We start from the raw sequence: 14370 nt of genomic DNA, 5'->3' as shown, positions 1-14370 counted from the left end.
CCTTTTACTTCTAATAGTTGATTTCTTTGATACTTCATATAAATAGACAAGACATCCTTAAGGCGAAAACGATTTTTATATACATTTCAAAATAAGGAGGTTTTTTATGGTTAAATCTTATTTTACATTTAACAAAATTCAAGAAAATCCATTTCGTATCATGAATCTGATGGTGCTGATCTTTCTCGTTTTATGGATCGGTTACATCAATCATAATTTTTTGATTTCAAGTTTCTCTTCTCTAGGTATCTTTACCTTCTTTTACTACCAGAACATTCCAATGAAGCAATTACTAAAGCGCCTATTTTTGATTGGTTGCGGTCTATTACTGGCCTTTACATTAGGACTATTGTCGACGTATGTCATCTGGCTTGAACCATTTGCTGTTGGAGCAGTTGCTTTTTTCAGTCGATTTATTTTGCGTTTGTTCCATATTTCTAAACCAGGGGGCTTATTCTTTGCGATGTTAGCGGCTATGGGAACGAGTATGTCCGTTCCATTTTCCCATTTGCCAACAGTAGCTTCTTTTTTCTTTATGGGTGTTGTGTTTGCTTTGATTGCTGCATTTCTAACGAAAAAAATGGATTCACGTCCGGAACAGGATGTGATAAAGGTATCCTTGAAGGAGCGTTTTCACCAAGAACCTTTAGTAATCATTGATTCGATTTTTTACAGCGCTGCATTATTCCTTTCCGTTTATGTGAGCCATGGCTTGAACATGAAAAATCCTTATTGGCTGACACTGTCTTGTGCCTCGATTTTATTGGCTGAGAATTTAGATGCGATGAAACATCGGCAAGTGCAATATTTGATTGGTTCGATGTTAGGGTTGTGTCTATCGGCTGTCTTATCACTGATTCCTTTTTCCCAGCTTGAAACGATTTTTTTAATTACGTTTCTCTATGGTATTTCTCAGTTTTTAGTTGCCCGAAATTATGCAGTGGCGAATATTTTCTTGAACCCCATGGCATTAATGCTTTCGACATTGGTTAGGAACACGTACTTGATCTCATTGATTGAGTATCGTTTTATTGGTATCGTCATCGGTAGTTTCATTGGTCTAGGCGTAGCCTGGGTAATGAATATTGGTCTGCAACATTACTTAGCAGTTGTTAAAGAAAAATATGAAACATAACAAAGAAAGGCGATCACGACAATGAAGTCGGATCGCCTTTCTTTGTTCGTTACTAAAGCTGTTCACCATTTGTTTCAATCACTTGTTGGTACCAAGCAAAGGAATCTTTTTTCAAACGTTGTAAGGTTCCTTTACCGGTATTATCTTTATCGACATAGATCATGCCATAGCGTTTTTCCATTTCACCACTGCCAAAGCTGACGATATCGATGATTCCCCAAGGTGTATAACCAATTAATGGTACGCCATCTTCAACTACTGCTTTTTTCATTTGTTCGATGTGTTCTCTTAAATAATTGATCCGGTAGTCATCATGGATCTCATTTGAATCAGTTAACTGATCATAGGCACCAAAACCATTTTCAACGATAAACAGGGGAAGATCATAACGCTGGTACACCGTATTCAATACATAACGCAACCCAACAGGATCAATCGGCCAGCCCCAATCAGAAGCAGTAATATAAGGATTTTTAACTAGTTTTGCTGAAGGAATATCTTCTGTTTGTCTACCCTCAACATCGGGAAGAGTTGTAATCGTTCCCGACATATAATAGCTAAAACCGATATAGTCAACAGTTCCTTGACGTAAAATTTGTCGTTCTTTCTCGCTAATATCGATTGTGAGCCCTTTTTGTTCCCAATACTTTTCTGTGTAGGTAGGGATTTCTCCGCGTACATGGACGTCACTGTAGAAGAAACGACGTTCATTTGCTTTGACTGAAGCAATCATATCTTCTGGCGCACAGGAGTAGGGATAGATTGGAACGTAAGCCATCATACAACCAATCTGAAAATCGGGATTGATCTTTTTCCCTTCATTGACAGCCCAAGCACTGGCAATCAGTTCGTTGACCCCTGCTTGGAATACTAAGGCCTCTTTATCTTGGTCATCTTCAATGATCATGGCTGAATTGGTCCAAACATGAACGGGCTCTTGTCCGTCCGCCTGATTATTAATTTCATTGAAGGTCATCCAGTAAGTTACTTTGTCTTTGTAACGGTCAAATACGCACTGAGCAAATTTGACAAATAAAGGAATGACCGCTTTATTGGCAAAGCCACCAAAATCTTCATAAATGGCATAAGGAATCTCAAAATGAGACAACGTGACTACCGGTTCGATCCCGTTTTTTAAGCATTCATCAAAAAGATCATCGTAAAATTTTAATCCTTGTTCATTCGGTGTTTCTTCTTGACCAGTAGGAAAGATCCGACTCCATGAAATAGAAGTGCGTAGACATTTTAAGCCTAGTTCTTTAAATAATTGGATGTCTTCTTTGTAACGATGGTAAAAATCAATGGCCTCGTGGTTTGGGTAATATTCACCTTCGACGACGCCTTTAGTGATCTTCCGCGGAATCCCATTTCCGCCAGCAGACATAACGTCAGCGATACTCGGACCTCGTCCATCAATATTCCAAGCACCTTCTGCTTGATGAGCAGCAATTGCGCCTCCCCATAAAAAATCTTTGGGTAACTCTCTATTCATACAAATTCCTCCTAAGTTTCATTGATTCTTAAGTTATATCTCTGTGCGTTGTGCGCGGTTGGAAGCCATGACAAAAGGTAGGTAAATCAAAACGGAAATCACTAAACAAAGTACGCCTATTACAATTCCCATGATATTCCCACCAGTTCCTAAAAACAAATTGATGATCCCTGGTGTGGTCCAAGGTAAACCAATTGCTGGTGATGGCATGATTGGCCAGACGACTGTGACGAAGTAACCGACCAGAATATTGACCATCGGTGTTAAGACAAAAGGAATGATCATAATTGGATTTAAGACGATCGGTAGTCCAAAAATCATCGGCTCATTGATTTGGAAAATGCCTGGTACAAAAGATAGTTTGGCGATTTCGCGATATTCAGGTCGTCGTGAAGCAATAAAAATCGCAATGATCAAGCCTAAGGTCATACCCGTTCCACCCATGTTTGCAAACATATCATTCAAGATGCCCCAAGTTTCTTTGTAAGGGACATCCCACAGCGAACCACCATCATTGATGAATTGAAGATTGGCTAAGTCTTGCTCGGTAAAAATTGCTGAACGAACAGCATTCAATGTGTTTGGACCATGAATACCAATAGAAAATAGCAGTGTCTGAATAAAAGCTAAGAGTAGGACACCAAACACATTCCCACCTAAGTCACGTAAAGGTGCTTGGATACCGGCATAAATCAACTCGTTGATTCCTTTAGGCGCGATCATCAAAACGAAGAAGTTGATCAAAGCTGACATAGAAACAACGATAATGATTGGGATCATCCCAGAAAAAGAGCGAGAAACAGCTGGTGGAACGAGTTCAGGCATCTTGATTTGTAATTTCTTGACTTTGAATAATTTTGGTAAGAATTCTCCAACCAAGCAAGCGACAATCATCGCAACGAATAAACCTTGAGCACCCAAATATTGCGTCGAGATGACATTCATTTCATCGACTGCAAAAGAAGTAGGGTAAAAGATCATAAAGCAAGCGACACTAGTTAGTCCAACTAAGGTTGCATCAGCTTCGAAATGTTTTGCCAAAAGCTGAGCGACTAAAAAAGCAATAAACAAACTCATGATATTGATTGTGCCATTTGCTACAGAAGCAAGGACTTGTTGCGCACTTTCTAAATTTGGAAAGATACGTGAAAGTTGAAATAATTGCACGATAAAACTGTCTTTTGAAAATAAAATATTATTGACTAAGATCACTAATGAAGACGAAATCGTCAATGGGAAAATAAGCATGAACGCATCTCGAACGGCTGCAATATGTCGTTGGTTGTTTAACCGTGTTGCAATAGGAACAAGGCTTCAATCTAATAAATCATTGAATTTTTGCATAAGAATAACACCTTTCGCTATATGATAGGTTCATTATAGCGAAAGGTGTGAAAGAAAAGTAAGCGCATTCTTATTTAGGATAAAAATTTGGAACAATGAAAATTATTTCGTGGTAGGAACATAGCGTTCCAAATTGAGTGGTGAATCATTCATCCTTTAAATAACCGATCAATGTTTCAAGGATCGCCATGGAAGGTAGCTGACTAGTCAAATCAAGAAAGATGTCTTTCCGTTCTTCTTTAATGGCATAGTCAATTGAGTAATCACATAATTGGGCCAATGAACTTTCTTTATGAGCGGTAATACAATACTTATGCACGCTATCAGCATGAGCTAAACCTGAAATTACTTCGATCAGTTCTTTTGTTTCACCTGAAACACTCAAAAAGACTAACGCATTTTTTTGATCTGGACGCAAAAAACTACGAATCGGATAAGTCAGTTCATCTAAGCTAATACAAAAGTAACCGATGTTCGCTAATTTTCGTGCCACATATTGCGCTAATGCTCCCGAAGCCCCCATACCCATAAATAGGATAAAATCAGCTTGACGCAATGTGGTTGCCATTTTTTTGATTTGATATTCAATATCGGGATGAAAAATAGTCATGTTCAACTGATTGATTCGTTCTTCTAACACTAATTGCTTGTCATCTGTTTCATAATGGGCTTTTTCCAAATGATTTTTAATATAAAAACGAAATTCTGGAAATGAATCAAAGCCGACTTTTTGGATAAAACGAAAGACAGAGGTTGAAGAAACATGCGCATCCGTCGCAATATCTCGTACCCGCATATAAGGAATTTTCTCAAGGTTGTTAACGATAAACCGGTAAATCTCTTGTTCAACGGCCGACAATTTATTTAAGTTAAGACTTTCAAAGATAGCCATGTATTTACCTCAAGATTCTTTTTCTTTAGAGTATAGCACGATGGAAAGGGTTTTTCTAAAAAAATTGGAAATGGCATCATGAGAAAACTACATATAATGAAAATAAAAATTATTATCTATGGATGACGTATTTTACCAAAGAAATTCTGCAAAAAGAAATGGAAGCTGCTGGTTTTGTTGTTAGTAGGTTTTACGGGGATGTAAAAGGAAGTCCTTATGATGAGAACTCGCCGATAAGACTCGCCGATAAGAACTCGCCAACACCAGCAGTAGTGTTAGAAAAGAAAGAATAACAATTTTATTATTAGTCCGAAAGAAAAATATTTAACGCAAATAAAAGCAGGAATCCACAAAAGACGTTCATTGGATTTTTGTGGATCCTTACTTGTTTTTTGAAGAGGACGGAGGATAGATCTATACAATCGTTTCTACACGAGAAGAGATTTGAATGAATTTATTGGCAAAATTTTTATTTTCCTTGTCGTGAGAGGTGAATAAAATGATTTTGCTTTGTCTTACGTTCATGAGTGTGTCAAAGATGGCATCCGCAGAGTCTTTGTAGATACTACTAGTACTTTCATCTAGAATCCATATCTTGCTGTCTTGGAGCATCATGCGAGCAATAAACACACGTTGCTTTTCTCCTCCTGAGAGATTGGCGCCATTGACACGTATGGACGAAAAGTACTAAAAACTACTTCCCCAAACAATTTTTAGTCCCAATTGTTTCATCCACAATAATTGTATCCAGGATAGCTGTTATTCGTTCGTTTATCAATAATCTAATTTTTGATACAATATAAGATAACGAACCAATCTATATTGTATTACTGAGCTATCCATTATCCAGAGTATAACATCTTTTTCCTTCCGTTCTATTTATTATTTTTTCTCAAATTAAAAAAAATAGTATACTAAATCAATTTGTTTTTAGATTTGATAAATTATTGAGTTCACCATAAAAAATATATTTTAAGCGCAAGATAGACTGGTCGAAAATGAATAACCAAGCTATCTTTTCTAAATTTACTAGTACAGAAATAAAAACAGTGCTTATTTATTTGTGAGTAAAAAAGTTGCTTTTTCCTTTCTTTTAATGGATTATAAAAATAGATATTTTTGTACTTTATTTACTCTTTTAAAAATTCAGATAAATCTTTTATTAGCAATAAAATTAATACAGTTTTTTTCTTTGTGTTAATCTATTAATTGCATGTATAGACTGGAGGAAAAATGTGATCGAGCTAGTAAATGTGTCGAAGCAGTATGAAAAGACCAAGTCGTTGCATAAGATTAGTTTTACTGTAAAACAAGGGGAAGTGATCGGGATCGTTGGGAAAAGTGGTTCTGGAAAATCGACCTTGTTACGTTTATTGAATTTGATGGAAACGCCTACTGAAGGCACAATCAAACTAAATGGTGTAGATGTTCAGTCATTATCAAAAAAAGAGCGCCGGCAGCAACAACAAAAAATAGGCATGATTTTTCAACATCATAATCTACTTGAAAATTTACGTGTTTATGAAAATATCGCATTACCTTTAAAGCTACAGAGGAAGAAAGATCCTAAAAAAATCAATGATCTACTCGATTTTGTTGGCATGAGACATAAAGCAGAAAGCTATCCAGTCAAACTTTCTGGCGGAGAAAGACAACGGGTTTCTATTGCAAGAGCGTTAAGTAGAGATCCACATTTGTTACTTTGTGATGAAGCAACGAGTTCTTTAGACGAAGAAAATACAGAAAGCGTGGTTCGTTTATTACATAAAACACATGCCGAGTTTCAACCGACTATTTTTTTTGTTAGTCATGAACTGGAAACCGTCAAACGCTTATGTAAACGAATCTTAGTCATGGAAAACGGTCATCTGATCGGTGAATTGACGAATGACCCAAAGCACTACGAGGAAGAGGAACTAACCTATTTTGAAAAAATAAAAAGGAGTTTGACTGATGAACTTGCCCACAGCATTGATTGAATATTGGCCGTCTCTAATCAATAGTTTGAAAGAAACGGGCATCATGATGGCGATTTCCATGTTTGTTTGTGTATTGGGAGGTTTGCCAGTAGGACTAGGTCTATATTTGACAAATCCCAAGGTCAGAGGGGCCCATCCTTGGTTATACTGGTTGCTCAACTTTATTGTGACAGTCGTTCGCTCGTTTCCTTATCTTTTATTAGTGATCGCTTTGATTCCAGTCACGCGCTCGATTTTAGGAAGGGCCTTTGGTCCTGTTCCTTCATCCATACCACTCAGTATTGTGGCGGTCGCGATTTTCGCTCGCTTAGTTGAGCAAGTGTTGTTAGATGTACCTGAAGAGATCTATGCCTTATCGAATTCTTTAGGCGCTTCCAGATTTCAATACATCTGGCACTTCTTATTTGTTGAAGCGCGAAGTGGCTTAGTGTTGGCTTATACTACGACAACAGTAAGTATGATCTCTTATTCCACCGTCATGGGTGTCGTAGGTGGTGGTGGGATCGGTGATTTTGCTGTTCGTGTCGGCTACCAACGGTATGAGTATGGGGTCATGTATGTTGCTATTGTGATCATGATCGCTTTGGTCTTCATTTTACAAATGTTTGGAAATTTTGTTGCACAATCATTAGATAAACGAAAGTAGGAGAAAAGTTATGAAAAAGTTTTATTTATTTGCGTTTGCTTTAGTTGGAGTTCTAGTCTTAGCAGCCTGTGGTGGAAGCAATGAAACCGCAGAAAGTGAAAAAGAAATCACTGTAGCAGTTCAATTGGAGTCCTCAAAAGATATTCTAGAAATTGCCAAAAAAGAGGTAGAAAAATCAGGCTACACGATCAACATCATGGAAGTCAGTGATAATGTTGCTTATAATGATGCCGTCCAACATAAGGAAGCAGATGCAAACTTTGCGCAACACGAACCCTTTATGGAACGATTCAATCAAGAAAAAGATGCTGATTTAGTAGCAGTCCAACCAATCTATTATTTTGCTGGCGGATTTTATTCAAAAGAATATGATGATGTCAATGATTTGCCAGAAAACGCAAAAGTGGGCATTCCGAGCGATCCAACAAATGAAGGTCGTGCGTTAGCGATTTTGAATGAGAATGGGATCATTCAATTGAAAGACGGAATTGGTTTTGATGGTACAGTCGCAGATATTGTAGAGAATCATAAAAATCTTACTTTTGAAAGTATTGATCTTTTGAATCTAGTAAAAGCTTATGACGAAAGTGATATTGCGATGGTTTTTTGTTATCCAGCATATTTGGAGCCAGCCAATTTGACGACAGAAGATGCTTTGTTACTTGAAGACGAAGCAGCAAGCAAACATTATGCGTTGCAATTAGTCACTCGAGAGGAAGAAAAAGATAGCGAGAAAATCAAGGTGTTGAAAGAAGCGATGACGACACCAGAAGTCGCTGACTACATCAAAAATAATTCAAAAGGCTCAAATATCCCAGCATTTTAAACAATGTGCTAACCATAACAAAAAATATTATGACTGACGCCTTCGGGGGTTATGTTCTGATAGATTGATCGTATCAGATGATTTCTAAAATAAAATAAAAGAATACAGCCTTGTGCTGTATTCTTTTATTTTATCCAAGCAGAGGAATAATTAAAATCATTTGATAAACCTAGTAGCTCAGTGATTTTTTTCTGAGTCTTCATTATTTTTTGCAGTTATTATACATTACACATTTTTTCTATTGTTATGTTTCCATAAAAATATTTTTCCAGAAAAAAGTGTTTTCTTGTTGAGATATTTATCAGTTATTCTTTTTAAAGAGCGAGATAGATTATGTTATATAGTTCACTATATAACGAACTATCCGCTAAAAAAATAAATAAGGAGCTTGAGATGAAAAAAAATAATTTGAAAAAAATTGCGGCAACAAGCATGTTACTTCTTACGTTAGGAGGTCCGGTCGTGACTTCTGCGACAAGCCAATCAACAGATGATTCGGCGAATGTTAGTAATCAGGTAGAAGAAGAGTTAACGATTAAAAAAGGTGATTTCAATGCTGGTTTGAACCATTGGATCGTGTCAAGTCCAGGTACACAGAATCCAACAATCGAAGAGCTAAGTGGGAATAAATATGTGGTTGCCACTTACGGAGAAAACATTCATCAATATTTGGCATTGAAACCAAACACGACGTATACATTCGGCTATGATGTGGCAGGTAGCGCTGATTTTCCAGCAAAAGTTGAATTTGGTACGATGAATCATGATGAGGGTTTTATTTCGTTAGAAGAAACATCACACAACAATGAAAACTGGACACGTAGAGAATTTACATTTACTACACCTGAAACAGACAATACATACATTATTCGTTTCTCTTCAACAGGAAATGGCTGGGCGAAATTTGACAATATCCAAGTAGAACCAGAAAAAACAGAAACGAGTTTATTGACTGTAGGAACACAAGATCGTGAATCTTATGCGTATTTAAATCTAGATGCAAAACGTTTTAACACTTCAGAACGATTGATGGTCTATGTTGATGGTCGTTACCATTTTGAAACTTACAAAGGCAAAGCTTACTATTCATTTACAAGCAAAACCGATGAAGGTATTCAAGTACGTCGTAGCATTTCCGGTGTCAAAGGACAAGTAATCGAAGTCTATACCGCACCAAATTCACCTGGACACAGCTCAACAGGCAAGCGCTTGTTAGAATCGATCACATTAGAAGAAGATTTAGCAGTGGATTCTTCTTTATTAGAACATGCGGTGAAGAATATTCAATTAACAGGAAACAGACTAGACGTTGATTTTGATCGTGCAAGCTTCGAAGGGAACAACCGAATGATCATTCGTAAAAATGGTGCCTATGTCGCAGAAATCCATAAAGGCAAAGTTTATTATGCATCGGTACGTGAAAAAGCAGAGGACAGCGTAAAAGTTAGTAAAACAATTGATTATAAATCTGGCGATGTGATCTCCGTCGAATTAAGCAGTGGAACACCTGGTGGTTCATCGAATTCGTTGCAAGTATTAGCAACGTATGAAGTAGAATAAATCGATCATAAGAAAAAAGATCAAAAACTTAAAAAGTTTTTGATCTTTTTTTTGATATGATAAACGGTATTATGTCTCAAGGAGCTAATCCATTGCCTGATAAATCCCCTAGAATATCTTGGTTTTGATGTTTTTTCTTTTAAGAAAAAACATGTTGCAATAGTATACAAATAGTATTTATCAATACAAACGAGATGGGAAAGAAAAAATGAAATTAGTGTAAAATTTTTATTAGGTGCAGCGGCATGTGCAAGTTTCGGCTTATTCTCCGGAGGTAATGATGTAGATGCAGGTACTGTATCGGCTAACGGTGGAATCGACTATAGAGAACTATTTGATAACAGAGAAATAAAAATTAAAAGTGTAGATGATCCTTCTTATGCTCTCACGTGGACATGGGAGACAAATTGGGATGAAGTTAAAATGACTAAGGATACTGAACATGATAGACGAAAATGAATCTTGAAGTATGATGATGCGTCAGGTACCCACATAGTTCAAAGTAAACTACCTTATGTAAATGTTAATGGGATTCAATATGGAAATTTACATTCTTTGTCCGGTTGTGATCAAAATAGTGATAGACTGGTAGGAGCGAGACCATTAGCTAATCCAATTGAAGGACGACAATGGAAAATTCGTCATATGATGACAGATCCACAAAAAGGGGATGCCTATCGATTGATCAATAATCATGAACAGCGAGTATTAAGCCACAGAGGACTTTAATTTGGAGGTAGAAATATTGAGTTACTCAAGAATTTACTAATGCTTCATACCAATACTTTATTATTGAATAAACTAAATCATTTGGGCCTTTGTATCTTTTCTGATTATGACGATTGTACAAAATGAGGTCTTTTTTCAACTATACGACTTATCAAATGATATTCCAGTGTCCTCAGGAGCTAGAGATGCTTGGAAGCTTTAACAGGTAGAAAAAAACGATTACGAAGATTTGATATCTGAAAAGTACTTTGATTTCAAAAAAGCTAAAGTCGAATTCGAGGAATCGATGCTAATTTAAAGTTAATCAATCGAAGTAGAAGTAAACTTCGATTGATTATTTTTGTTCTGAATTGATTTTGGCAAACTAAGCCCTAGATCAAGGAAAATATTCATGGTAATTTAGAAAGTTATGATAACCATAAGCGACTCGTTGCATGCTTTTTTTATTACAGTAGTCATTTTTACAGTTAAGTCATTGTATAATTGGCTCTACTCATATCTATTCTATAAATATATTATTGATAATTATGAGTTTTTTATTAGATAACTTATTGGAGGAATTATATGACTAGAAAAATTTACGGCTATGCTCGAGTTTCAACTAAACAACAAGATCTATCGCGACAGTTAGATTTATTAGAAACTTATCATTGCGAAAAAATATATACTGAAAAAATCAGTGGTGTCCGTGCAAGTCGTCCAGAACTAAATAAACTAAAAAAACGTGTAAAGACCGGTGATCAAATAGTCATTGAAAGCTTCTCACGATTTGGACGTAGCACAAAAGATTTAATTAACCTTGTTTATTTTTTTGAAAAAAAAGGAGTTAAAATAATCAGTATAAAAGAAAATTTTGATACTCAAACTCCTCAGGGAAAATTAATGATCACTGTTTTCCAAGCTTTTAGTCAATTTGAAAGAGATATTATTGTTGAAAGGACCCTTGAAGGATTAAACTCTGCACGTGCAAGAGGTAAGGTTGGTGGCCGACCAAAGGTAGATCAAGACGTTCTTCAAGAATCACTCTCATTACACCTTACAAAAGGATTATCTGTCTCAGAAGTTTGTAAAAAAACTGGGATTAAACAATCAACTTTTTATCGCTATTTAAAACTAGAGAGGAATCTTTCTGAATTGAGTTAGTTCTTAGGACCCAGTATTTTTTAAGTGACCAAAGAAATATATCACTTTATTTTGAAAAATATTTCTGGTATAGTATGATGTAAGTATAAGTCATGTATAATAGTTATTGGCTTAACTTTTAATTCTCAAAAACCTTCGTTTTTAAGAATGATAACATGTTATTTATCTTCTTTAATAGGAAACCTAATTTAATCACTTTTTCAAGACATCTGATGCGATCGGATGTCTTTTTTTTCGTCTCCTTAAAAACGAAGATTTTTGAGACATCTAAGAATATAGGAGGAGGGGTATGAAACACTTAAAAAGATGCATATTAAGTATAGGTATAGTATTGATTCAAGTTTATGCACCACTAGTTGTTCATGGGACAGAAGTACACTCGGTGGAAACTGAAGGAACAATTGGTTTTACTGGGGTATATGAAACACCAGGAATACCAGAGCCAGCACCAGAAGTTGAGGTAAAACCAAGCTTTCCCAAAGAAATTGTTCAATCACCATCAGAAGTGCGAAAGAGTGAACATAAAAAATTCCCTCAAACGAACGAGAGTCAGATGAGTGCTTGGAAAATATTGGGCATTCTGATCATCGTAGTCATACTTGGCTTTTGGTTTTGGAAAAAACAAAAAGAAAAAAACAATCAAAGAAAGTAGGATTTAAATATATGAAATTCGTTAGATTAGCAACCATTGCAACATTATCAACTACTATTTTCGCCGGAGGAGCAATTTCTGCGTTTGCCGACGAGACTCGTCAAGTGACGACCAACGGAAATATCGAATTTACACCTAGTACAGACGAACCAGAAATCGTTGTTCCACCAGTAGAAGAACCAGATGTAGAGATTGAACCAGAAGTACCCGGAACCACGGGTCCTTTGTCAATTGTAAAGGCTGCGACAATGAATTTTGGTTCACAAGTGATTTCAAATCAAGATCAAACGTACAATATGGTAGCAGAAAGACAACAGAAGACCGGAACGACTGGTGATGAAAATAAAGTTCCTTTTATCAGTTTTGCACAAGTTTCTGATACTAGAGGAAGCAATGCAGGCTGGGATTTGAAAGTCAGTCTAAGTGACTTTCAAGCGGAAAATACGCAAAACGCTGTCTTGAGAGGAGCCAAAGTCACTTTAAAGGATCCCCAAATTCAATACACGGGGAACAATCAGGAGTTAGCTCCAGCTGCACATGCAAATAATTTGGAATTGTTGCCTAATAGTGGTGCAGTTTCAGTTATGACCGCTGAGTCAAGTAAAGGAGCGGGGCGTTCATCTGTTGTTTGGGGAAATCAAGCAGACTTAGATGCCCAATTTGAGGCAGATCCAAAAGCACCTGTGACAAATAATGCCATTCAATTATCTGTACCCGGCGCGTCAGCCAAAGACGCGACCACCTATACCTCAACATTGACATGGGAATTAACGACTACACCAGGTAGCGATGTAGGAGCCTAATAGATTTATGTATCTAATGATGGATTAGGGCGTAAGTCGCACATGACTAAAGTAGCGTTACATAAATATGTAGCGCTGCTTTTTTGAATGAAACATCGAAGGAGTGTGTTTGATGATAAAAAGTACGACATATCAAATAAAGAGGAGGATTCAATGGAGTGGACTATTACTTATTATGTTAGCGTTTTTGTTCTCTCCAATTCTTGTTTCTGCAGAAGAAAATTTAAGTTTTTATGTCACCCCAGAGTTTCCAGAGAGTCAAGTAGAAGGAAGTGGCCGTTACTTCGACCTTAACAGTGAACCTGGAAGTACAGAGGAATTGACACTGAAAATTCAAAATGCTAATGATCAAGCAAAGACGATTGAAATCACGGCTCATACGGCATTTACTAATGTCCAAGGAGTGGTGGAATATGGTAAAGATGCCGAAAAGGCAGACCCAACCTTACCCTATTCTTTGGCAGACTTAATTGAACCCCCAGTCCCTATTGAGCTTGCAGGAAACGAAACAAAGACTGTCAAAGTAATGCTAAATATGCCTAAAGAAGCTTTTTCAGGATTTTTAGCGGGAGGCTTAAGAATTGCAGAGGTGAAAGAAAAGCCACAGGAAACAGAAACAAGTGGAGAAGGAGTGGCGATCAAAAATGAATTTGCCTATGTCATAGGTGTGGTGGTGAGTAATGATCGCTCTGCCGTAAAACCTGATTTAGATTTATTGGATGTCTTTGCCGATCAACTCAACTATCGCAATGTTATCAGTGCGAACTTACAGAACTTTACACCTACCTTTGTCAATCATTTAGAAGTAGAAGCAACGGTACAAAAAGAAGGGGAGAACGATATTCTCTATCGAGCTAAGCAAGAACAGATGCAAATGGCACCTAATTCTAATTTCAACTTCCCCATCTCTTTAGAAGGGGATCGCTTTCGAAGTGGCGACTACGTGTTGAAAATGACGGCACGTTCAGGAGAAGAGGAATGGCAATGGGAACGGAAATTTACCATTGAAGCAGATACAGCCCGAGCGTTGAATCAGCAAGATGTCACAATTGATACGAGTATTAATTGGTGGCTCGTTGCCGCGGTCATCCTGATTCTTTTCTTATTGTTGATTATTGTTTGGTTACTTATTAAGAAGCAAAGAGCTAAAAATAAGGAGGACCAGTGAG

The 14370-nt window shown here is 36.9% G+C and carries 14 protein-coding genes; 10 read left to right on the top strand and 4 right to left on the bottom strand.

Annotated elements, in window-relative coordinates; translation table 11 throughout:
- Positions 1 to 106: 106 nt before the first annotated feature.
- Positions 107 to 1135: an FUSC family protein gene (locus P3R27_RS06455; protein ID WP_034689673.1), complete on the top strand. Its 1029-nt coding sequence runs from the start codon at positions 107 to 109 to the stop codon at positions 1133 to 1135.
- A 52-nt stretch (positions 1136 to 1187) separates the two neighbouring features.
- Here P3R27_RS06455 and P3R27_RS06450 read toward each other — a convergent pair whose 3' ends face one another.
- From P3R27_RS06450 to P3R27_RS06435, 4 genes are all read right to left on the bottom strand, one after another.
- Positions 1188 to 2627 carry a 6-phospho-beta-glucosidase gene (locus P3R27_RS06450; RefSeq protein WP_034689670.1) on the bottom strand — a complete coding sequence of 480 codons (1440 nt, stop codon included), beginning with the start codon at positions 2625 to 2627 and terminating at the stop codon, positions 1188 to 1190.
- Between the two features lie 33 nt (positions 2628 to 2660).
- Positions 2661 to 3929 (bottom strand): PTS sugar transporter subunit IIC, encoded by a 1269-nt coding sequence (locus tag P3R27_RS06445; RefSeq protein ID WP_301357411.1) that lies wholly within the window; start codon positions 3927 to 3929, stop codon positions 2661 to 2663.
- Between the two features lie 187 nt (positions 3930 to 4116).
- On the bottom strand, positions 4117 to 4863 hold the full coding sequence (locus tag P3R27_RS06440; RefSeq protein ID WP_034689665.1) for a MurR/RpiR family transcriptional regulator: 747 nt from the start codon (positions 4861 to 4863) through the stop codon (positions 4117 to 4119).
- 414 nt (positions 4864 to 5277) lie between these two features.
- Positions 5278 to 5538 carry an ATP-binding cassette domain-containing protein gene (locus P3R27_RS06435; protein WP_268745030.1) on the bottom strand — a complete coding sequence of 87 codons (261 nt, stop codon included), beginning with the start codon at positions 5536 to 5538 and terminating at the stop codon, positions 5278 to 5280.
- A gap of 560 nt (positions 5539 to 6098) precedes the next feature.
- Between P3R27_RS06435 and emtA the strand changes: the two genes are divergently transcribed.
- The 9 genes from emtA (at position 6099) to P3R27_RS06390 (ending at position 14369) form a co-directional block, all read left to right on the top strand.
- Entirely contained in the window at positions 6099 to 6842 is a 744-nt protein-coding gene (emtA, locus tag P3R27_RS06430) for a metal ABC transporter ATP-binding protein EmtA (protein WP_034689661.1), read from the top strand.
- Entirely contained in the window at positions 6817 to 7488 is a 672-nt protein-coding gene (gene emtB, locus P3R27_RS06425; RefSeq protein ID WP_034689660.1) for a metal ABC transporter permease EmtB, read from the top strand. Before emtA ends, emtB begins: the two co-directional genes overlap by 26 nt.
- A gap of 10 nt (positions 7489 to 7498) precedes the next feature.
- Complete coding sequence (gene emtC, locus P3R27_RS06420; RefSeq protein WP_284592272.1) at positions 7499 to 8314, top strand: metal family ABC transporter substrate-binding protein EmtC; 816 nt, start codon at positions 7499 to 7501, stop codon at positions 8312 to 8314.
- Between the two features lie 393 nt (positions 8315 to 8707).
- Positions 8708 to 9874 (top strand): carbohydrate binding domain-containing protein, encoded by a 1167-nt coding sequence (locus P3R27_RS06415; protein WP_301357484.1) that lies wholly within the window; start codon positions 8708 to 8710, stop codon positions 9872 to 9874.
- A gap of 555 nt (positions 9875 to 10429) precedes the next feature.
- A complete protein-coding gene (locus P3R27_RS06410; RefSeq protein ID WP_153830001.1) occupies positions 10430 to 10603 on the top strand; it encodes a hypothetical protein in 174 nt (57 codons plus the stop codon).
- Between the two features lie 564 nt (positions 10604 to 11167).
- Positions 11168 to 11746 carry a recombinase family protein gene (locus P3R27_RS06405; protein ID WP_010734523.1) on the top strand — a complete coding sequence of 193 codons (579 nt, stop codon included), beginning with the start codon at positions 11168 to 11170 and terminating at the stop codon, positions 11744 to 11746.
- 289 nt (positions 11747 to 12035) lie between these two features.
- Entirely contained in the window at positions 12036 to 12398 is a 363-nt protein-coding gene (locus P3R27_RS06400; RefSeq protein ID WP_034689654.1) for an EF2685/EF0750 family sortase-dependent surface protein, read from the top strand.
- Positions 12399 to 12409: 11 nt separating this feature from the next.
- Complete coding sequence (locus P3R27_RS06395) at positions 12410 to 13201, top strand: WxL domain-containing protein (RefSeq protein WP_034689653.1); 792 nt, start codon at positions 12410 to 12412, stop codon at positions 13199 to 13201.
- Positions 13202 to 13313: 112 nt separating this feature from the next.
- Positions 13314 to 14369 (top strand): WxLIP family cell surface protein, encoded by a 1056-nt coding sequence (locus P3R27_RS06390; protein ID WP_062805918.1) that lies wholly within the window; start codon positions 13314 to 13316, stop codon positions 14367 to 14369.
- Position 14370: the final 1 nt, after the last annotated feature.

Origin of the sequence: Enterococcus spodopteracolus (genome assembly GCF_030441955.1) — a bacterium.
GTDB classification, from domain to species: Bacteria; Bacillota; Bacilli; order Lactobacillales; family Enterococcaceae; genus Enterococcus_B; species Enterococcus_B spodopteracolus.
Note: the sequence above shows the minus strand (reverse complement) of the source record. Positions and strands in the feature narration are given on the sequence as shown.